This is a genomic window from Pseudomonas sp. IT-196MI5, assembly GCF_949767415.1.
Lineage (GTDB): Bacteria > Pseudomonadota > Gammaproteobacteria > Pseudomonadales > Pseudomonadaceae > Aquipseudomonas.
The window spans coordinates 97248-117426 of record NZ_CATKPZ010000066.1 but is presented as its reverse complement, the minus strand read 5'-3'; the positions used below and the strand labels follow the sequence as shown (position 1 = coordinate 117426).

Here is a 20179-nt window from a genome sequence, read left to right as displayed (position 1 = left end):
GGCGACGCGTGCATTCAGAAAGCCCGCGTCATCGTTAACGTCCATCGCGAGCAGGCTCGCTCCTACTGTTGTTTTAGAGCTGGCCGTCGCGATCACGGAAGCCCAGCAGGTACAACACACCATCCAGACCCAGGGTCGAAATCGCCTGCTTGGCCGACTGCTTGACCAGCGGCTTGGCGCGGAATGCCACGCCCAACCCGGCAATCGCCAGCATCGGCAGGTCGTTGGCACCGTCGCCGACCGCAATGGTTTGCTCCAGGCGCAAGCCTTCCTTGTGCGCCAGTTCTTTCAGCAAATCGGCCTTGCGCTGCGCATCGACAATCGGCTCGACCGCCACGCCAGTGACTTTGCCGTCGACCACTTCCAGTTCGTTGGCAAACACGTAGTCGATACCCAGCTTGGCCTGCAATTGCTTGGCGAAGTAGGTGAAGCCGCCCGACAGAATCGCGGTCTTGTAGCCCAGACGCTTGAGTTCGGCGAACAGGGTTTCAGCGCCTTCGGTCAGGCGCAGCGAGGCACCGATGGAATCCAGCACATTGACGTCCAGACCTTTGAGCAAGGCCAGGCGCTCCTTGAAGCTGGCACGGAAATCCAGTTCACCGGCCATCGCCCGCTCGGTGATTTGCGAAACCTTGTCACCCACACCGGCCGCCTTGGCCAGTTCATCGATCACTTCGGCTTCGATCAGCGTCGAGTCCATATCGAACACCGCCAGGCGACGGTTGCGCCGGAACAGCGAATCTTCCTGGAAGGCGATGTCCACGTTCAGTTCCTGGGCAACGCTGAGGAATTCGGCACGCAGCGCCTGCGGATCAGCCGCCTCGCCACGCACGGAAAACTCGATGCACCCCTTGCCCTTGTCGGCCGGCGTATCCAGCGGCATACGCCCGGACAGACGATCGATGTGGTCGATGTTCAGGCCATATTTGGCGGTGATCGAACTCACGGCCTGCAACTGCCCGGCTGTCACCTTGCGGGTCAACAGGGTCACGATGTGGCGTTTTTTACCCTGGTTGCCGACCCACTGCTGGTAATCCTCTTCGGACACCGGCGTGAAACGCACCTGTTGATCGAGCTCGTACCCCTTGAACAGGATGTCCTTGAGCACGGACTTGCCTTGTTCGGTGTCGGGAATTTCAACCAGGATGCCGAACGACAAGGTGTCGTGGATCACCGCCTGACCGATGTCGAGAATGTTCACACCACCCTGGGCCAGAACGCCGGTAATGGCCGCAGTCAGACCCGGACGGTCGACTCCCGTGATGTTTATCAGGACGATTTCGCGCAAGGCGCACCCCCGCAGGTGGAAAAAAACCGCATTCTACCCACTTTCAGTGACCATCGGGCACCGCGAGCGCTTTGACGACCTAGGGCCTGTCGCTATACTGCGCGTCAACTTCACGGACAAAAGAGCCGAGCTCAAGTGAACCGGCCCACGCCAGTAAAAACCGACAACTTCTTCCTGCTGATCTTCCGGGCACTGCGCCACCGCCGTGTACCGATTGCATTGCGCATCGCCAGCCATAACGTGATCCTGGTCGCCCTGGCCCTGGTCATCTATGCCGGTGTGATGGGCTTGCAGTTCAAGCAGGCCATGCACGAGCAGGCGGATGCGCTGGGCGAAAGCCTGACCACGCAGACGGCCACCTCGGCCACCGAGCTGTTGGTGTCCAACGACATCCTCAGCCTCAATGTGCTGCTCAATAACCTGACCAAGAACAAGCTGGTGGCCCACGCGGCCATCTACAGCCCGGACAACCGTATCCTCGCCGAATCCGGTCAGCGTCCCAAGCATAGCCTGCTAGGCGAAGCCGAGGGCATGTACCAGAGCAAGATCACCTTCCAGGACGTGACTGCCGGGCAATTGCGCATCAGCCTGGACATGGACCAGTTCCAACAGCCGATGACCATCAGCCTGCAGAGCATGGGCATTCTGAGCGCCATCCTGCTGGCCCTGTCCCTGGCCCTGAGCCTGCGCATGGGGCGTTATCTCTCCACGCCGCTGCTGCAATTGCGGGTTTGGCTGCGCAATATCGATGAATACACCCCGGCCACCGACCGTCAGGACGAAATCGGTGACCTGGCGCGCCAGCTGCACGCCAACTTCGCCCCGGAGCCCGCCCCTGTGCCGGAGCCGGAACCGGAGTTCGACGACGTCGATGACGAGGTCGACCCGGCCTTCGAAGTCCGTAACCTGCGCGACCCGAGTTTCGATGAGAGCCGCCCGGTAGCGGCGCTCAAACCGGCGCCACGGCAGATTGTCAGCACCGTCGAGGACGACGACGATGAAGACCCGTTCGCCGACCTGCGCGACGAGTCGCTGGACAGCAACCCGCAACCGGTGATTCGCAAGGCCACGCCGAGCGTGCCGCAACACAGCGCGGTGCTGGCAGTGCAACTGGGCTCCCAGGAACAACTGCGACGCCTGCCTCGGGCGCGCCTTGAAGAACTGCTCGAACGCTATCGCGACTGCCTCGACCAGGCCGCTTCCCTGTATCAGGGCGAAGTGGAGACCTTGAACGATGGCAGCACGCTGATGCTGTTCCACACCGAAGACAGCGGCGACGATTACCTGACCAACGCCATTTGCTGTGGCGAGCTGCTGCGAGCCCTGGGCCACCAGTTGCAGATCGAAGTCGCGGACAGCGGCATCACCCTGCAATTGCAGCTGGGCTTGACCCTCGGTGACGAACTGTTCGGCCTGAGCCAGATCGACCTGCTGCTGACCGACTCCGCCCAGGACGCCCTGGCCCTGTCGCAACACAGCCGCAACCTGCTGCTGGTGGAGCGCAAGATCAGCGACGATGCACTGATCCGCCAGCGTGCACGGATCCGCCCGATTGCCAGCCCTGAAGGTGCATGCTGCGTGGAACGGTTGATGGAACCGTATCCGTCGATGCTTGAACGGCAATTGGCGCGGATGCATGAACGCCGGGCGTAACCGCCAGGAGCAATAAAAGAGCCCGCAGATGAGTGATCGTTTGCGGGCTTTTTTGTGGCCTGCTCTGACGCTTTCGCTGCGATGCGGCGACCCGACAAGCCAGCTCCTACAATGGATCAGTGTAAGCCCACAACTTTGTGAACGACGCAAAACCTGTAGGAGCTGGCTTGCCAGCGAAGAGACCGGAACTGACGATAAAGATCTCCAACCTGCAGAAACAACAAAGCCCGCATCAATACGGGCTTTGTTTCAAATCCATCCAGGGTCAGAAGCGGAACACTTCCATATCCGTCCGGACCGGCGCGGCCATCGGGATCTTCGGCTGTTTTTCCTGTTCTACCGCAGGTGCTGCCGCCTTGGCAGCCGGCTTGCGCGGGGCTTCGGCGATCGGTGGCTGATTGGCCAGCGGCTTCAGTGCCACCGACAATTGCTCGGCCAGACGTTGCAGCAACACACCCTGGGCCTGAACCTGAGCCGCCGTACTACCGGCATGCTGTTCCTGCAAATGGATGATGCGGTTGTCACGGACCTGTCCGCGACGGTCGATCAAGCGCCATTGCGCGTCGAGGATCGCCGGTTGTTTTGCACCCGAATCCAGGCGCGTGATAGTCAGCAGCACCTGAACATCCGGGGTGAAGCCCACTGTCGCCGGGGCCAGCACTACGCGCTGACTGTCCAGGTGACCTGCGACCTGACGCAGCAGCAGCTGATCGATATCCGACGAAAGGCTGCCTGCCCAACGACCGTCGGTCGAGGCTTGCAGGCTGCCATCGGGCTGGCGCTGCAACAGGGTTTCGCGTTGCAGGTAGTCGGCCACGGTGACCGGCCCCAACAATACCGCCATGCCCGCGTTCTGTGCGGGCTGAACCGGACTACCAGCGTCCAGCTGATACAACGACACCGGCTGGTGAACGCTGCAACCCGCCAGGCCAAGAACGCCGGCGAGCATAAGAATAAAAGGAAGGCGCAGAGCAGTCATCGTCCCATCCAGGTGATCGTAAAAAGGCTGACCACAGTAAAAATACTCAACAAATATGAAGAACGCGCGGCAATGCCGGCGCTTGAAAGGCCATATCATCCGTGAATATGCGTTCCGACTCCAGTGCAAAGCGCCGAACTACGGGTTAAATCGTAGATCGGCGCCTCTAACTCCCACTCTTCGGTCAATTGATCGAATTTTCGACGAGCAGCGCATCGACCCTTTGGAAGCCACGCGGCAATTTGTTGCCACGACGACCACGTTCACCCTTGTAGTGCTCGAGGTCGTCCGCTTTCAGTGACAGGGTACGTTTCCCGGCCTGCAACACCAGTGTTGCCCCGTCCGGCAATACGGCGATGTCCGTCACATACTCTTCGCGACTGGCCACTCGCTCACCAGGAATCCCGATGATCTTGTTGCCTTTGCCCTTACCTAATTGTGGCAGGTCGCTGATCTTGAAGATCAGCAGGCGACCTTCGGTCGTCACCGACGCCAGCCAGTTCTGCTCACGATCAGCCACCGGGCGCGGCAGCATGACCTTGGCATTGTTTGGCAGACTCAACAAGGCCTTGCCCGCCTTGTTCTTGGCCTGCAGGTCTTCACCTTTGACCACGAATCCGTAGCCGGCGTCGGAAGCGATCACGTACAGCGCATCGTCTTCCGGCATCAGCACGCATTCGAAACTCGCCCCTGGCGGCGGCGTCAGGCGACCGGTCAGCGGTTCGCCCTGGCCACGGGCCGACGGCAAGGTGTGGGCGGCCACCGAATAACTGCGGCCGGTGGAGTCGATAAACACCGCGAACTGGTTGGAACGCCCGGCTGCCAGCGCCTTGAAACCGTCGCCGGCCTTGTAGGAAAGCCCGGTGGCATCGATTTCGTGGCCTTTGGCGGAGCGAATCCAACCTTTTTCTGACAGCACGACCGTCACTTTCTCGTTCGGCAGCAGATCGTGCTCGGTCAGGGCCTTGGCCTCGGCGCGTTCGACAATAGGCGACCGGCGGTCATCACCGTAGGTTTCCGCGTCCTTGATCAGTTCGCTGCGCACCAGTTTTTTCAACTTGGCTTCGCTGCTCAGCAGGGCTTGCAGCTTGGCTTGTTCCTTGAGCAGTTCATCCTGCTCGGCACGCAGCTTCATCTCTTCCAGTCGCGCCAACTGACGCAGACGGGTGTCGAGGATGTAGTCGGCCTGGATTTCGCTCAGGGCGAAGCGCTCGATCAGCGCGGCTTTCGGGTGCTCCTCGGTACGGATGATGTGGATCACTTCATCCAGGTTGAGGTAGGCAATCAACAAACCGTCCAACAGGTGCAGGCGACGCTCGACCTTGTCGAGGCGGAATTGCAGGCGACGACGCACGGTCTGCACCCGGAACTCCAGCCATTCGACCAGCAGCGCACGCAGGTTCTTCAGCTGCGGCTTACCGTCCAGGCCGATGATGTTGATGTTGACCCGATAGCTCGACTCCAGCTCGGTGCTGGCGAACAGGTGCTGCATCAAGGCATCGTGGTCGAAGTTTTTCCGGGCACCCGGAATGATCACGATCCGGCACGGGTTTTCGTGGTCGGATTCGTCACGCAGGTCGGCAATTTGCGGCGCCTTGGACGGCTTGGCCTGCATCATCGCGGCGATCTGCTCCAGCACCTTGGCGCCCGAGACTTGATGCGGCAGCGCGGTGACGATGATGTCGCCGTCTTCGATGTGATACACGGCGCGCATACGCACCGAGCCACGACCGGTTTCGTAGATTTTCAGCAGGTCGGCGCGCGGGGTGATGATTTCCGCTTCGGTCGGGTAGTCCGGGCCCTGGATGTGTTCGCAGAGCTGTTCGACCGTGGCCTTGGGCTCGTCGAGCAAACGCACGCAGGCGGTGGCGACTTCGCGCAGGTTGTGCGGCGGAACGTCGGTGGCCATGCCCACGGCAATGCCAGTGGTGCCGTTGAGCAGAATGTTCGGCAGGCGGGCCGGCAAGACCAGTGGCTCGTCCAGCGTGCCGTCGAAGTTCGGCCCCCAGTCCGCCGTGCCCTGACCCAGTTCGCTGAGCAGCACTTCGGAATAACGCGACAGCCGCGCTTCGGTGTAACGCATGGCGGCGAAGGACTTGGGATCATCCGGCGCACCCCAGTTGCCCTGGCCGTCGACCAGCGTGTAGCGATAGCTGAACGGCTGGGCCATCAGCACCATGGCTTCGTAGCAGGCCGAATCGCCGTGAGGGTGGAACTTACCGAGCACGTCACCGACGGTACGCGCCGACTTCTTGTGCTTGGAATCGGCGTCCAGCCCCAACTCGCTCATCGCATAAATAATGCGGCGCTGTACCGGTTTCAGGCCGTCGCCGATATGCGGCAAGGCACGGTCCATGATCACGTACATGGAGTAGTTGAGGTAGGCATTTTCGGTGAAGTCAGCCAGCGAGCGGCGTTCTACACCGTCCAGGCTGAGATCAAGGGAGTCGCTCATGCGGGCCTCATCGGTTCGTTGTCTGGCGCAGCAGCATGGTGCCACCGCGCTGGGTAAATTCAAGTTTGTTCAGTGCGCTCATGCCGAGCAACACCTGATCGCCATGCAGCCCCGGGGCCACCAGTGCGCGTACATCCCGCAGCACGATGTCGCCCAGTTGCAGGCGTTCGATACGGGTGCGATAGCCCTGGCTCAGGCCATTGGCCGTGCTCAGGGTCACGCCAAATCCTTCTTCGAGCTTCAAGCGCCTGGCCAGGTCCGCCGGAACCGACACATCGGTCGCCCCGGTGTCGAGCATGAAGTCCACCGGCTGGCCGTTGATCTGGCCGCTGGCGACGAAATGCCCCTGCACATTGCTCACCAGTTTCACCTCGATGAAACCTTCGCCCTGCTCCGAGCTGACCACCACATTCGGATTTTGCTGACGCGCTTCCCACTGGCCGAAAAAACGCGTGGCCAGAAACAGCGCCGCACACCAGGCCAGCACCATGAATACCCGGCCTATGCGCTGCCCCGGGCTTTGTTGTCTCATGGCTTGGCACTCCAGCCACCTTCCGGTGCAGCGAAGCGCCAGACCACCGGACGGACTTCGCCATCGGCGCGCGCGCCGAAGTTATTGTCGACACCGATCCAGGCGCCATCGGCATCCACGATCAACGCCTCTTCCAACCCGTAGTCCTGTGGATAACGACGGTTTGCCTGCAACAACTCGGCGGCGTACGACCAGCAGCGCTCGACCTTGGCCGTCTGCGGATCCCGGCGGCAGATCTGGCAGGCGTTGCGTTCAAGGGTGAACAGCTTGCCGTTGAACAGCGACAGGTCAGAAAAATCCCGCGGGACAGGCTTGGCACGGGGAAACTGCTCGGGCTGCATTTCCATGCCCGCCTCGCTCAGCAGCACGCAACCACCGTCGCAATCCCACAACGTCTGCTGGCGCTTGATCATCAGCAGTCCCCGGCCTTGACGCTCGGCGGCGAGCCACATCTGATTCCCTGCCGGATTGATCACCAGCCCTTCGAACAGCGCATTGAATTGCAACAGCAGGCCTCTGGCCCGTGCCTCGCGAACCATCATCGGCGAAATTTTCAGCCAGGCGGCGGGACCCGTTGGCGGCACTTGCAAGACAGCGGCATGGCCTTCGCTGACGATGTAGCGATTGCCGGCGCTGTCGCAGGTGATGCCCTCGAAGTCCAGATCACCGCCACGCACGAACGAAGCCCCCCAGACGCGAGACTTCAGCCCCCAGGGCAAACCGCTGTCAGGCACCGGCGGTACGTCGATGTGCACCGTTTGTGCCTGCCAGGCAGATTCGCGGGTATCCAGGCGGTAGATCTGATTATCGTCGCGGTCGGAAACCGCCCACAGATCATTGCCGCACTGCGCCAGCCCGGACAGGTTGCCGCCGCGCATGCCGTCGACGACATGTTCGGACAACAGGCGCAGCTGTGGCGCCGGCTCGGCGGATACCATGTTCGACGTCAGCAGCAACGCACAAGCCAGGGCAAAGCCCAGACGCATCAGCCCAGCACCTCGGCCAGGTTGCCCTTGGACTCCAGCCAGGCCTTACGGTCGCCGGCGCGCTTCTTCGCCAGCAGCATGTCCATCATTTCCGAGGTCGCCTCGAAATCTTCCAGGGTCAACTGCACCAGACGCCGAGTGTTCGGGTCCATGGTCGTCTCACGCAGCTGCGGCGGGTTCATTTCACCCAGGCCCTTGAATCGGGTGACCTGCGGCTTGCCGCGCTTCTTCTCGGCCACCAGACGATCGAGGATGCCATCGCGTTCGGCTTCATCGAGGGCGTAGTAGATTTCCTTGCCCAGGTCGATGCGGTACAGCGGCGGCATGGCGACGTAGACGTGACCGGCATCCACCAATGGGCGGAAATGCTGGACGAACAAGGCGCACAGCAAGGTTGCGATGTGCAGACCGTCGGAGTCGGCGTCGGCGAGGATGCAGATCTTGCCGTAGCGCAGTTGGCTCATGTCGGCCGCGCCCGGATCGACACCGATGGCCACCGCGATGTTGTGCACTTCCTGGCTGGCCAGCACTTCGCTGCCGTCGACTTCCCAGGTGTTGAGGATCTTGCCGCGCAACGGCAGGATCGCCTGGAATTCTTTGTCCCGCGCTTGCTTGGCCGAGCCGCCAGCGGAATCACCTTCGACCAGGAACAGCTCGGAACGCATCGGGTCCTGGCCGGCGCAGTCGGCCAGTTTGCCCGGCAGCGCCGGGCCTTGGGTAATGCGTTTGCGCTCGACCTTCTTGCTGGCCTTGAGGCGACGACCGGCGTTGTTGATCGCCAGTTCCGCCAGCAGCATGCCGGTTTCCGGGTTGGCGTTGAGCCACAGGCTGAACGCATCCTTGACCACACCGGAGACGAACGCCGCCGCCTCACGGGACGACAGGCGCTCCTTGGTCTGGCCGGAGAATTGCGGTTCCTGCATCTTCATCGACAACACGAAGGCAATGCGTTCCCAGACGTCTTCCGGCGCCAGCTTCACACCACGCGGCAACAGGCTGCGGAATTCGCAGAACTCGCGCATGGCGTCGAGCAGGCCTTGGCGCAAACCGTTGACGTGAGTACCGCCCTGGGCTGTCGGGATCAGGTTGACGTAGCTTTCCTGGACCGCGTCGCCACCTTCGGGCAGCCACAGCAGCGCCCAATCCACCGCTTCTTTATTACCGGCCAGGCTGCCGCAAAACGGCTCGTCCGGCAGGCGCTCGAATTCGCTGACCGCATCCACCAGGTAGGAACGCAGGCCGTCTTCGTAATGCCATTCGACTTTCTCGCCGGTGGCCTTGTCTTCAAAACTGACCAGCAGCCCCGGGCACAACACGGCCTTGGCCTTGAGCACATGCTTGAGGCGGCTGATGGAGAATTTCGGGGAGTCGAAGTATTTCGGATCCGGCGCGAAGAACACGCTGGTGCCGGTGTTGCGCTTGCCGACAGTGCCGATGATTTCCAGCTCGGTGGCCTTGTAGCCATCCTTGAAGGTCATCTGGTATTCGTTGCCGTCACGTTTTACCCGCACCCGCACTTCGGTGGACAAGGCGTTGACCACGGAAATACCCACCCCGTGCAAGCCGCCGGAGAACTGGTAGTTCTTGTTGGAAAACTTGCCCCCGGCATGAAGCTTGGTGAGGATCAGCTCGACGCCTGAAACACCTTCCTCAGGGTGAATATCCACCGGCATGCCACGGCCGTCATCGCTGACTTCCAGGGAATGGTCGGCATGCAGGATCACCTGTACCGATGAGGCATGCCCGGCCAAGGCTTCGTCGACACTGTTGTCGATGACTTCCTGGGCAAGGTGGTTCGGCCGACTGGTGTCGGTGTACATGCCGGGGCGTTTGCGCACCGGGTCGAGGCCCGAGAGGACTTCGATGGCGTCTGCGTTATAAGAGCTAGCGCTGGGAGTGGCCATGGGGTCTCGTCGTCAGTCATTCATTGAAAATAAGAGCGAGATTTCACAATGCCGTGAAATCAATCGCTTGATACAAATCTGCGCCAATGCCGGCAAAGCTCAGCATGGCCGGAAGCTGTGCGGCAAACCCCTGGTAACCATGGTCGCCGCCGGCCTGGATGCGCAAGGCACAGGCCCGGTAATACTGCTGAGCGAGGCGATAGTCCAGCGTTTCGTCCCCGGTCTGCAGCCATACCTGATAGCGCTGTGGATCCCGGGGCGCCGCTACCTCCAGTTCGGCCAGGGCCGTCACGTGGTCATGGGTCATTTCCCAGGTCTCATCGGTATACAGGTTTTTCTGCGTTCCCAGAAATCCGTCGAACATCCGGTGTGGACCGACGGCAGGGTTGATCAACAGGGCTTTCAGGCCAAGGCGCTCGGCCAGGTGAGTGGCATAGTAGCCGCCGAGCGAGCTGCCGACCAGCAGTGGCCGACCGAGCCCGGAAATAGCCTGCTCCAGTTGTGCGATAGCCTGGCGCGGGTGATGGTGCAACGCTGGAACGCGCACCTGTTCGCTCAGGCCCAGACGCTCCATCACCTCGATCAACTGACAGGCCTTCTTCGACAACGGCGAGCTGTTGAAGCCGTGGATATAAAGGATCGAACCGGACATTTGAGCTCCCTGTGCGTCGGCTAAAAAGGCGGAGTTTACAGGGACCCGGGGGGGTGTTGGGCCAGCCCCCATGGAAATGAACGCCACCCTGTAGGAGCTGGCTTGCCAGCGAAGGCGGACTGTCAAATAACATATATGTTGAATGTGATGCCCTCTTCGCTGGCAAGCCAGCTCCTACGGGGGAATTGGGACATCAGTAGCCGTTAGAGCCGTAATCCACCGTGAACTCAAACCCGGTGACCCGCTCCACACCGGTTTCCAGCCGCCCGTCGGGCAGCAGCCGCAACCAGCGATAGCCTGGCGCCTGTTCCCCGACCTTGAAATCCTCGCTGCCCGGCTCGAACTGGATGCAGGTCGACGGCGAGGCGATCAGGCGCACGCCGTTACGTAATTGATCGATTTCCTGGTGCACATGCCCCCACAGCACGGCACGCACCTGTGGAAAACGATCCAGCACTTCAAAAAACGCCTCGGGATTACGCAGGCCGATAGGCTCCATCCATGCGCAACCGATGGACACCGGGTGATGGTGGAAGCACACCAGATGATGGCGATCCGGCGCTTCGCTCAACGAACGGGCGAGCAACTGCAACTGATCGTCCTGCAAATACCCCGGCACCGAGCCCGGCACGGCGGAATCGAGCAATGTGACCCGCCAGTTGCCGATATCCACCACCGGTTCGAGCAAGGCGCTCTGCACCGCCGCCTCGGCCATGAACTGCGGCTCATCGTGATTGCCGGGAATCCAGCGCGCCGGCGCATCGAGCTGACGCGTCATGTCGCGAAATTGCCGGTAGGATTCCAGCGTCCCGTCCTGGGACAGATCACCCGTGGCCAGGATCAAATCAATCCGTGGCTGTTGCGCGCGCACCAGTTCGATGACCTTCTGCAGACTGTCGCGGGTGTTCATGCCCAGCAACGCGCCGTCCGCTTCGGCAAACAGGTGACTGTCGGAGAGTTGCACCAGCAACGCCGGGTCGGCGGTGGTCAATGTGGATACGCTCGGCAAGGCGTTCTCCCAGGGCGTGATCACGGGGATGGGTAAGTGCCGCAATTATGCTGGGGGACGATCAAAAGGGGAAACCTGTGAACCTGACATGGTTCACAACTGCGCTTCACAACCGTACTACTTCGTACTCATGCCCCAGCGCCAGGCAATGGCTCAGCCATTCGCCCAGAAACATGTTCAGCTGGGCCTTTTCGTCCGGCTGATGCATCGAGGCGTTCGGGTAAGGATAGATGCCGCGAAAGCGTCGCGCATGTTCGGCGCTGACCACTTCAGCCATGCGCGCGTCGTGATAGACCTGCACTTCCAGTTGCGGCACCGGCAGCCAGGGCAGGCTGTGTTCCTGACGCACTTGCAGGGTCGTGGTGTAAGGACAGGTCAGCAGCACTTCCAGCGCCAGTACGCCGAGCATCTGGTCGCCATGGGTCACGGCGATGCGCCGCGCGGCAGGCTCGCTGCGCATGTCCGGCAGCAGTCGCATCAGGCGCGCGTAGTTCGCTTCGCAGGATGCTTGCAGCCCCACCAGGTCCACCCGATAGCGATCGCGCAGCTTGTTTACGACCATAACCCCCTCACTTCAACGCGGTTCAAAGCCAGCCATTGCAAGGCAATGATGCTCGCCGCGTTGGCAATACGTCCGTCGCGTACGGCTTGCAGGGCATCTTCGAACGCCCAGACCGTGACGCGGATGTCTTCTGCCTCTTCCTCCAGCCCATGCAGGCCGCCAACCCCGGTAGCGTCACAACGCCCCAGGTACAAATGCACGAACTCATTGCTGCCGCCCGGCGATGGAAAGTATTTGAGTATCGGCCAGAGCGCCCCGATTACCAGCCCAGCTTCCTCCTGCGCTTCACGGTGAGCAACTGCTTCCGGCACTTCATCCTTGTCGATCAGACCAGCGACCAGTTCGATCAGCCAAGGGTTGTCGGTCTTGCCCATGGCACCGACGCGAAACTGCTCGATCAGTACCACTTCATCGCGCTGCGGGTCGTAAGGCAGCATGCAGACCGCGTCATGGCGAACGAACACTTCACGATTGATCTCGCGGCTCATGCCCCCGGCGAACAATTCGTGACGCAAGTGCACACGTTCGAGTTTGTAGAAGCCCTCGTAGCACTTTTCGCGCCGCACGATATCAACGGCAGTCGGAATGGCGTTGGCAAAATCCTTCATGACTATCCTCGTTACTGCAAATCCTGTTCGAGGCTGCTTTTTTTCCTGGGCCTCGACTTCGCGCCATCCTAACGCGCCCGTGATGTTTGATGCAGCTCCTTTCCCGTCAGCGGGATAGACGGTGAGGGCGAAACCCACTCTAATTAGCTTAGTGGCGAACTGACTGCTTTGTTGAGAGTCGAAGCCGGTAACTTTTTGCCCTCCCCTGTTTCAGAAAGGACGCACATGTCGTTTTTCAAAATCGCCTCCGTGGCCGCTATCGCCCTGACCTTGGGCGCTTGCGCGAGCCTGTTCCAGCCCAACTACCGGACGCCGCTGGAAACCACCCGCGATGCCTCCGAGCAACTCAAACCCGGTTGCAGCAACCCGGACTGCCCGCTGGTCAACATCGACACCCTGCACTTCCCGGCCGAGCCGCAATTGGACGGCATCATCGAAAAACGCCTGCTGCAAATGACCCGCACCTCGCCCGATGCCCCGGTGGCACCGACCCTGGCGGCCTATCGCGAAGAGTTTTTGCGCACCGCCGGCCCACGCAACAGCAGCTACTTACAGGCGAAGGTACGCGAGCAGCATGACGGCTTGGTGATCGTCGAATTGTCCAGCTACCTGGACACCGGCGGTGACCACGGCACCGCAGGTCGAGGTTTCATCAACTATTCGCGCCAGCAGCATAAAGTGCTGACGCTGTCGGACATGCTGGTGCCAGGGCAGGAAGACGCATTCTGGAAAGCCGCGCAGGTGGCGCACAACAGCTGGCTGATCAGCACCAAGCTCGATCAGGAACCGGAGTTCGTGAAGAGCTGGCCGTTCCAGAAAACCAGGAACGTGGCACTGACCTACGGCGGGGTGATCCTCAAGTACGAAACCAGCAGCATCGCGCCTTACGCGCTGGGCCATGTCGAACTGAAGATCCCCTACCCTCGCCTGAACAGCATCATCAAGCCCGAGCTGTTTCCCGGCCGTAACTGAAGGCCCGGCCCAGCACAAACTGCAGCAGCCCTGCCAGGACCAGCGCCGGCAGGGTGGCGCCGACATCCGGATACAGGTTGGCCAGCAAATGATAGGTGCTGACCCCGCCCAACCAGGCGAGCAGCGCCGGCCAGCGCAGCGCGGCCGAGGCCACCTGGCCGCTACGCTTGCGCAGGATGAAGTGGTCCACCAGCACCACGCCGAACAATGGCGCAAACACTGATCCGATCAGCAGCAGGAAGTTCTGGTACTGGGCCAACGGCGCCAGCAGGGCAATCAGCGTGCAGATGACACCGATGGCCAGGGCCAAGTGCTCGACTTTCGCGCGCAACAGAATTCCGCTGGACACCGCCGCCGAGTGAATATCGGCAAAGGCGTTTTCCGATTCATCCAGAAGAATCAGCAACAGCGGAATCCCCAAACCTGCACCGGCCAGCGCCAGCAGCAAGGCATTGACTTCACCGCTCGGCGCGAACGCCAGGGTGTAGGCCACGCCCAGGCTCATCAGCCAGAAATTACCGATGAAGAAACCAATGGCGGTGCCACCGAAGACGTTTTTCGCCCGCTTGCCGAAACGCGAGTAGTCGGCGATCAGCGGCAACCACGAGAGCGGCATGGCAATGGCGATGTCGAAACCCACGGCGAACGGCATCGAACCGTCACCGGCCTGGGCCCACAACGCAGCCAGATCAGCCTTGGCGAACAGGTTCCAGGTCAGCCAAGTGCAGGCGGCCAGCAGCAGCCAGATCCCCCATTTGCGCAGGATCTGCCGGACGAACGTCAGCGGACCGCTGACTGCCAACAGGGTCGCCAATGCGCCGAAGAACAGCGTCCAGAGCAATGGATTCGACAGCAGACTGCCTTCGCTGAACGCTTTGGCGCCCAACAGGCTGGCGGCATCGCGCATGACGATGATTTCGAACGAACCCCAGCCGATCAGTTGCAGCAGGTTCAGCACCGCTGGCAGGCTCGCGCCCTTGACGCCGAGGCTGAGCTTGAGCGCGGCCATCGACGACAGGCCGGTGTCGCTGCCAATCACTCCGACCGCCGCCAGCAGCAGAACGCCGACCAGGGTGCCGAGAAAAATCGCCAGCAACGAACCGGACAGGCCCAGGCCCGGCGCGAGCAACGCACCGGTCTGCAACACCATCAGGCCGATGCCGAGGGAGAACCACAAGGAAAACAGGTCGCGGCCGCCGAATACACGTTTGTCGCTCGGCACTGCGATATCGGGGGAGTAAGTGCTGGGTTGAATGCTCAAGGGTGTTATCTCAGAGGGACATTTGTTGTTGTGACGATCGTCATCGCGAGCAAGCTCGCTCCCACAGGGGATCTGTGTCGTTCACAAATCCACTGTGGGAGCGAGCTTGCTCGCGATGGCGGCGGTGCAAGCACCGCCGACCTCAGGTCAGATCAAACTTTCTGGTAAAGCTGACTGCCTTCCTTCTTGAACCGCTCAGCCTGTTCGGCCATGCCCTGGGCGACATCCACATCGACCGCTTCGATCCGTTGGTTAGCCGCATACTCGCGGACTTCCTGGGTGATCTTCATCGAGCAGAATTTCGGCCCGCACATCGAGCAGAAGTGCGCGACCTTGGCCGAATCCTTCGGCAAGGTTTCATCGTGATACGAGCGAGCGGTGTCCGGATCGAGGCCCAGGTTGAACTGGTCTTCCCAACGGAATTCGAAACGCGCCTTGCTCAAGGCATTGTCGCGGATCTGCGCCCCCGGGTGCCCCTTCGCCAGATCGGCGGCGTGCGCGGCGATCTTGTAGGTGATGATCCCGGTCTTCACGTCATCCTTGTTCGGCAGGCCCAGGTGCTCCTTGGGCGTCACGTAGCAGAGCATGGCGCAACCGAACCAGCCGATCATCGCCGCACCGATGCCGGAGGTGATGTGGTCGTAGCCCGGCGCGATGTCGGTGGTCAGTGGGCCGAGGGTGTAGAACGGCGCCTCGTCGCAGCACTCAAGCTGCTTGTCCATGTTCTCTTTGATCAACTGCATCGGCACGTGGCCCGGGCCTTCGATCATGCACTGCACATCGTGCTTCCAGGCAATCTTGGTCAGCTCGCCGAGGGTTTCCAGCTCGCCGAACTGCGCTTCGTCGTTGGCGTCGGCAATCGAGCCCGGACGCAGGCCATCGCCAAGCGAGAAGCTGACGTCGTAGGCCTTCATGATTTCGCAGATGTCTTCGAAATGGGTATAGAGGAAGTTCTCTTTGTGGTGCGCCAGGCACCACTTGGCCATGATCGAACCACCCCGGGAGACGATGCCGGTCACGCGCTTGGCGGTCATCGGCACGTAGCGCAACAGCACGCCGGCGTGAATGGTGAAGTAGTCGACGCCCTGCTCGGCCTGCTCGATCAGCGTGTCGCGGAACAGCTCCCAAGTCAGGTCTTCGGCCACGCCGTCGACTTTTTCCAGGGCCTGGTAGATCGGTACGGTACCGATCGGCACCGGCGAGTTACGGATGATCCACTCGCGGGTTTCGTGGATGTGCTTGCCGGTGGACAGGTCCATGACCGTGTCTGAGCCCCAGCGAATGCCCCAGGTCAGTTTCGCCACTTCTTCTTCGATGGACGAACCCAGGGCACTGTTGCCGATGTTGCCGTTGATCTTCACCAGGAAGTTACGGCCGATGATCATCGGTTCCAGTTCGGTGTGGTTGATGTTGGCCGGAATGATCGCGCGGCCGCGGGCGATTTCGTCACGGACGAATTCAGGGGTGATGATTTTCGGCACGCTGGCGCCGAAGCTGTGGCCGGCGTGTTGCTGGTCCAGCAGGCCGGCGGCGCGGGCCACTTCCAGCTTCATGTTTTCGCGGATGGCGACGTATTCCATCTCGGCGGTGATGATGCCTTTGCGCGCGTAGTGCATCTGGCTGACGTTGGCACCCGGCTTGGCACGGCGCGGGTTGTTGACGTGGGCGAAACGCAGTTTGGTCAGCTCCGGATCGGCAAGGCGCTCCTGGCCGAAGTTGGAGCTCAGGCCGCTCAGGCGCTCGGTATCGCCACGGGATTCGATCCACGGCGAACGCACGTCGGCCAGGCCTTTTCGCACATCGATGATGACATTGGGGTCGGTGTACGGGCCCGAGGTGTCGTACACCACCACCGGCGCGTTGACCTCACCACCGAAATCGGTCGGAGTCACGTCAAGGCTGATTTCGCGCATCGGCACGAGGATGTCCGGGCGAGTGCCCTGGACATAAATTTTTTGCGAGCGGGTAAACGGCTGAACCGATTGCTGATCGACCTGGGCCGAGTCACTCAGGTTGGTGGCGATTTTTGATTTTGTAGTCATCACGGGCTCTCCAGACACACATCCAGGCAGTGGATTTTTTGTCGGAGCGAACCTGTAAACGAATGGGCGCACGGGTGCTGGAAAACCAGCTGTGCTGTGCTCAATGCTCGAGGGGTGTTCGATTGTCGAACAACATCCCGGACGAAGCACAAGAGGACTCGCCGGGTGACGAGAAATCTTGTTCCCTACGCAGGCGCTAACCTGATCAGGTTCAACGGGATCCGAAATTATTCGATCTCAGCCTCATAGCAAGGCACCCCGACAAGAACCCGGCCAGTCTAGACACAACTGGCAAAGAACGCCAACCCCGCGGCAAACACCATGATGAATGGCGTTATTACACGCAGTATCAGGATTGTTGCCGCCCCAATGCACAACTACACTCGCTACGCTGAGCCGGCATTGACGCTGTCAAGGCTGGGCCTTAGCCTTGGCGCTCAAATTACCTTCGTAATATCAATTCTAGGGATCGTCTATGCTGCGCAAACTCTCACTGGCCCTTGCCGTGTCTTGTGCGTCCAACGGAATGGCCTGGGCAGCAGATGTGCCCTTATCGAACAAGACGGACCTGGTCAGCGTTTATCAGGAAGCTGTCAACAACAACGCCGATCTGGCGGCTGCCATCGCTCAATATGGCGCGCAGAAGGAAGTCGTACCCCAGGCCCGCGCCGGGCTGCTGCCGAACCTCTCGGGTGGCGCGAATATTTCCGAGGTGCGTACGGATCTCGATCAGCCGTCCGCCACGTCCAACCGCGATGCTCATTCTTACCAGGCCACTCTGGCGCAGCCGCTGTTCCGGGCTGATCGCTGGTTCCAGTTCCAGGCCGCCAAGGAAGTCAACGAACAGGCTGCCCTGCAACTCTCGGCGACCGAGCAAAACCTGATCCTGCAGACCGCTGACAGCTATTTCAACGTGCTGCGCACCCAGGACAACCTGGCCTCGACCAAGGCTGAAGAAGCGGCGTTCAAACGCCAGCTCGATCAATCCAACGAGCGTTTCGATGTCGGTCTCTCGGACAAGACCGACGTTTTGAACTCACAGGCCAGCTACGACACCGCACGCGCCAACCGCATCGTTGCGCAGCGCCAGGTGGACGACGCCTTTGAAGCATTGATCACCCTGACCAACCGCCAGTACAACTCGATCTGGGGCATCAGCCATAACTTGCCGATCCTGCCGCCAGTACCGAACGACGCCAAGGCCTGGGTCGAAACCGCGGGCAGGCAGAACCTCAATCTGTTGGCCAGCAACTATGCCGTCAGCGCCGCCGAGCAGACTCTCAAGCAACGCAGATCCGGGCACTTGCCAACGGTTGACGCGATCGCCAAGTACGAGAAAGGCGACAACGACGCGCTGGGCTTCAGCAACCCGAACAACCAGCCCCTGCCGTACGGTGGCAACGTCGAGCAAACGACCGTTGGCCTGCAACTGAACATCCCGATCTACAGTGGTGGCCTGATCAACTCCCAAGTGCGTCAGTCCTATGCACAACTGGACCAGACCGAGCAGCAACGCGAATCCCTGCGTCGCAGCATCGTGGAAAACACCCGAGACCTGCACCGCGCGGTGAACACCGATGTCGAGCAGGTACAGGCGCGCAAGCAATCGATCATCTCCAACCAGAGCGCGGTGGAAGCGACCGAAATCGGCTATCAGGTGGGTACGCGAAACATCGTCGACGTGCTGGATGCGCAACGTCAGCTCTACACCTCCGTGCGCGACTACAACAACACCCGCTACGACTACATCCTCGACAACCTGCGCTTGAAGCAACAGGCCGGTACGTTGAATCCGGGGGATCTGCAAACCCTGGCGCGCTGGCTCAACCCGAACTACAACCCGGACAAGGATTTCCTGCCACCGGATCTGGCCAAGGCTGCGGCTGAGCAGTTGAAAGCGCGACCGGAGCAGTAAAAGCAAAAGCTTCGCGAGCAGGCTCACTCCCACAGTGTTTCGAGTGTGGGAGCGAGCCTGCTCGCGAATGAATACAACTCGGTCTAACGCTCGATCAACCGCCCCAACCCGTCCAGCAACCGCTGCAACGCCCCCTGATTGGTGCGCATCACGCTCAACCCGGCCTCTGCCATGCGCTGCGCATCACGGGGCAGTTCGAACAGCCGCTGCACCGCCACCGCCAACCCTTCGGCATCCTCCACTTCTTGCAATGCCCCGGCACTGCGCAACTGCGCGGCGATTTCGAGGAAGTTGAAAAGATGCGGCCCGCTCAATACCGGCTTAGCGAGGGCCGCCGGCTCCAGCAGGTTATGCCCGCCGTTGGGCACCAGGCTGCCGCCGACGAATGCACTGTCCGCCAGGGCGTAGAGAAACAGCAACTCGCCCATGGTATCGCCCAGCAGCACCGACGTATTCGCATTGACCGCATCGCCGCTGGAACGCCGGACCGTGGCAAACCCTTGTTGCAGGCACAACCCGTACACCGAATTGAAGCGCTCCGGATGACGCGGCACCAGAATCAGCAAGGCATCGGGATGAGTGGCCAGCAACTGACGATGGGCCGCCAGCACCACCTCGTCTTCGCCGTCATGGGTACTGGCTGCGATCCACACCGGTCGTTCCAGCGCCTGCCATTGCCCGCGCAATTGGCTGGCGCGCTCCAGCAGTTGCGGGTCGATGGTCAGGTCGAACTTGATTGAGCCCGTGACCTGGACTGTTTCGGTCCGGGCGCCCAGGTTACGCAAGCGTTGCGCCTCGGCTTCGGTCTGCACTGCGAACAGGCTCATCTCCGCCAGCATCGGCTGGGTCAGCGTGGGAAACCGGCCATAGCCCTTGGCCGAACGCTCGGACAGCCGCGCATTGGCCAGGGCCACTGGAATTCCGCGTTTGGCACATTGATGGATATGGTTGGGCCACAATTCAGTTTCCATGATCACCGCCAGTTTCGGCTGGACCCGATCGAGGAAGCGCCGGGCGGCGCACGGCAAATCGTAAGGCAGATAGCAGTGCTGGATGCGCGGCTCATTGGCGAACAGTGCCAGGATGCGTTCCGACCCGGTCGGCGTCATGCAGGTCACGGTGATCGGTAGATTCGGATAACGCGCCAGCAAGGCGCGGATCATCGGCGCGGCCGCAATGCTTTCGCCCACCGACACGGCGTGCACCCAGATGCCGCCCGGTTTCATCGCGGGCATCGCGAAGGAAAAACGCTCGCCGATGCGCCTGGCATAGGCCGGCGCCTTGCGCGCGCGCAGCCAAAGCCGAATCGCTACCAATGGCAGCCCCAGATAAAACAGCGCGGTGTAGAGAGTTCTATTCAT

At 61.1% G+C, this 20179-nt stretch carries 16 protein-coding genes and 1 riboswitch; of the genes, 3 read left to right on the top strand and 13 right to left on the bottom strand.

Going from position 1 to position 20179, the window contains the following annotated elements; all coding sequences use genetic code 11:
• Window positions 1-73: 73 nt before the first annotated feature.
• Entirely contained in the window at window positions 74-1288 is a 1215-nt protein-coding gene (gene serB, locus ACM6IK_RS24850; RefSeq protein ID WP_414876419.1) for a phosphoserine phosphatase SerB, read from the bottom strand.
• Between the two features lie 135 nt (window positions 1289-1423).
• Between serB and ACM6IK_RS24845 the strand changes: the two genes are divergently transcribed.
• Window positions 1424-2941, top strand: coding sequence for an AhpA/YtjB family protein (locus tag ACM6IK_RS24845; RefSeq protein WP_414876418.1), 1518 nt, complete (start codon window positions 1424-1426; stop codon window positions 2939-2941).
• Between the two features lie 265 nt (window positions 2942-3206).
• On the opposite strand, the gene ACM6IK_RS24840 is transcribed toward ACM6IK_RS24845, so the two are convergent.
• The 9 genes from ACM6IK_RS24840 to ACM6IK_RS24800 form a co-directional block, all read right to left on the bottom strand.
• Window positions 3207-3920 carry a membrane integrity-associated transporter subunit PqiC gene (locus ACM6IK_RS24840; protein WP_223545702.1) on the bottom strand — a complete coding sequence of 238 codons (714 nt, stop codon included), beginning with the start codon at window positions 3918-3920 and terminating at the stop codon, window positions 3207-3209.
• A 184-nt stretch (window positions 3921-4104) separates the two neighbouring features.
• Window positions 4105-6375 (bottom strand): DNA topoisomerase IV subunit A, encoded by a 2271-nt coding sequence (gene parC / locus ACM6IK_RS24835; RefSeq protein ID WP_414876417.1) that lies wholly within the window; start codon window positions 6373-6375, stop codon window positions 4105-4107.
• Window positions 6376-6382: 7 nt separating this feature from the next.
• Complete coding sequence (locus tag ACM6IK_RS24830; protein WP_414876416.1) at window positions 6383-6907, bottom strand: TIGR02281 family clan AA aspartic protease; 525 nt, start codon at window positions 6905-6907, stop codon at window positions 6383-6385.
• Entirely contained in the window at window positions 6904-7893 is a 990-nt protein-coding gene (locus ACM6IK_RS24825; protein ID WP_414876415.1) for an esterase-like activity of phytase family protein, read from the bottom strand. Before ACM6IK_RS24825 ends, ACM6IK_RS24830 begins: the two co-directional genes overlap by 4 nt.
• The gene (parE, locus tag ACM6IK_RS24820; protein WP_414876414.1) at window positions 7893-9797 is read right to left on the bottom strand and encodes a DNA topoisomerase IV subunit B; all 1905 of its coding nucleotides are present in this window, start codon (window positions 9795-9797) and stop codon (window positions 7893-7895) included. Before parE ends, ACM6IK_RS24825 begins: the two co-directional genes overlap by 1 nt.
• A 43-nt stretch (window positions 9798-9840) precedes the next feature.
• Window positions 9841-10449: a YqiA/YcfP family alpha/beta fold hydrolase gene (locus ACM6IK_RS24815; RefSeq protein WP_414876413.1), complete on the bottom strand. Its 609-nt coding sequence runs from the start codon at window positions 10447-10449 to the stop codon at window positions 9841-9843.
• A 193-nt stretch (window positions 10450-10642) separates the two neighbouring features.
• Complete coding sequence (gene cpdA, locus ACM6IK_RS24810) at window positions 10643-11458, bottom strand: 3',5'-cyclic-AMP phosphodiesterase (protein WP_414876412.1); 816 nt, start codon at window positions 11456-11458, stop codon at window positions 10643-10645.
• Between the two features lie 106 nt (window positions 11459-11564).
• Window positions 11565-12020 (bottom strand): DUF1249 domain-containing protein, encoded by a 456-nt coding sequence (locus ACM6IK_RS24805; RefSeq protein WP_414876411.1) that lies wholly within the window; start codon window positions 12018-12020, stop codon window positions 11565-11567.
• Entirely contained in the window at window positions 12011-12628 is a 618-nt protein-coding gene (locus ACM6IK_RS24800) for an NUDIX domain-containing protein (RefSeq protein ID WP_414876410.1), read from the bottom strand. Before ACM6IK_RS24800 ends, ACM6IK_RS24805 begins: the two co-directional genes overlap by 10 nt.
• A 225-nt stretch (window positions 12629-12853) precedes the next feature.
• Between ACM6IK_RS24800 and ACM6IK_RS24795 the strand changes: the two genes are divergently transcribed.
• Complete coding sequence (locus ACM6IK_RS24795) at window positions 12854-13600, top strand: RsiV family protein (RefSeq protein ID WP_414876409.1); 747 nt, start codon at window positions 12854-12856, stop codon at window positions 13598-13600.
• Here the strand turns inward: ACM6IK_RS24795 and cytX are convergent.
• Both cytX and thiC read right to left on the bottom strand, forming a co-directional pair.
• Window positions 13569-14861 carry a putative hydroxymethylpyrimidine transporter CytX gene (gene cytX / locus ACM6IK_RS24790; protein WP_414876408.1) on the bottom strand — a complete coding sequence of 431 codons (1293 nt, stop codon included), beginning with the start codon at window positions 14859-14861 and terminating at the stop codon, window positions 13569-13571. The two genes, ACM6IK_RS24795 and cytX, sit on opposite strands and share 32 nt — an antisense overlap.
• A 152-nt stretch (window positions 14862-15013) precedes the next feature.
• Window positions 15014-16903, bottom strand: a complete 1890-nt coding sequence (thiC, locus tag ACM6IK_RS24785) for a phosphomethylpyrimidine synthase ThiC (RefSeq protein ID WP_414876407.1) — start codon at window positions 16901-16903, stop codon at window positions 15014-15016.
• A 165-nt stretch (window positions 16904-17068) separates the two neighbouring features.
• A riboswitch (TPP riboswitch) is annotated at window positions 17069-17174 on the bottom strand.
• Between the two features lie 204 nt (window positions 17175-17378).
• Here thiC and ACM6IK_RS24780 point away from each other — a divergent pair.
• Complete coding sequence (locus tag ACM6IK_RS24780) at window positions 17379-18818, top strand: TolC family outer membrane protein (RefSeq protein WP_414876406.1); 1440 nt, start codon at window positions 17379-17381, stop codon at window positions 18816-18818.
• 83 nt (window positions 18819-18901) lie between these two features.
• Here ACM6IK_RS24780 and waaA read toward each other — a convergent pair whose 3' ends face one another.
• Window positions 18902-20179, bottom strand: a complete 1278-nt coding sequence (gene waaA / locus ACM6IK_RS24775) for a lipid IV(A) 3-deoxy-D-manno-octulosonic acid transferase (RefSeq protein ID WP_414876405.1) — start codon at window positions 20177-20179, stop codon at window positions 18902-18904.

What these genes read in the sequence shown, in the direction of transcription:
- ACM6IK_RS24840 (WP_223545702.1), bottom strand. Translation starts at nt 3,920, where the DNA reads ATGACTGCTCTGCGCCTTCCTTTTATTCTTATGCTCGCCGGCGTTCTT.
- parC (WP_414876417.1), bottom strand. Translation starts at nt 6,375, where the DNA reads ATGAGCGACTCCCTTGATCTCAGCCTGGACGGTGTAGAACGCCGCTCG.
- ACM6IK_RS24830 (WP_414876416.1), bottom strand. Translation starts at nt 6,907, where the DNA reads ATGAGACAACAAAGCCCGGGGCAGCGCATAGGCCGGGTATTCATGGTG.
- ACM6IK_RS24825 (WP_414876415.1), bottom strand. Translation starts at nt 7,893, where the DNA reads ATGCGTCTGGGCTTTGCCCTGGCTTGTGCGTTGCTGCTGACGTCGAAC.
- parE (WP_414876414.1), bottom strand. Translation starts at nt 9,797, where the DNA reads ATGGCCACTCCCAGCGCTAGCTCTTATAACGCAGACGCCATCGAAGTC.
- ACM6IK_RS24815 (WP_414876413.1), bottom strand. Translation starts at nt 10,449, where the DNA reads ATGTCCGGTTCGATCCTTTATATCCACGGCTTCAACAGCTCGCCGTTG.
- ACM6IK_RS24805 (WP_414876411.1), bottom strand. Translation starts at nt 12,020, where the DNA reads ATGGTCGTAAACAAGCTGCGCGATCGCTATCGGGTGGACCTGGTGGGG.
- ACM6IK_RS24800 (WP_414876410.1), bottom strand. Translation starts at nt 12,628, where the DNA reads ATGAAGGATTTTGCCAACGCCATTCCGACTGCCGTTGATATCGTGCGG.
- ACM6IK_RS24795 (WP_414876409.1), top strand. Translation starts at nt 12,854, where the DNA reads ATGTCGTTTTTCAAAATCGCCTCCGTGGCCGCTATCGCCCTGACCTTG.
- thiC (WP_414876407.1), bottom strand. Translation starts at nt 16,903, where the DNA reads ATGACTACAAAATCAAAAATCGCCACCAACCTGAGTGACTCGGCCCAG.
- ACM6IK_RS24780 (WP_414876406.1), top strand. Translation starts at nt 17,379, where the DNA reads ATGCTGCGCAAACTCTCACTGGCCCTTGCCGTGTCTTGTGCGTCCAAC.
- waaA (WP_414876405.1), bottom strand. Translation starts at nt 20,179, where the DNA reads ATGAATAGAACTCTCTACACCGCGCTGTTTTATCTGGGGCTGCCATTG.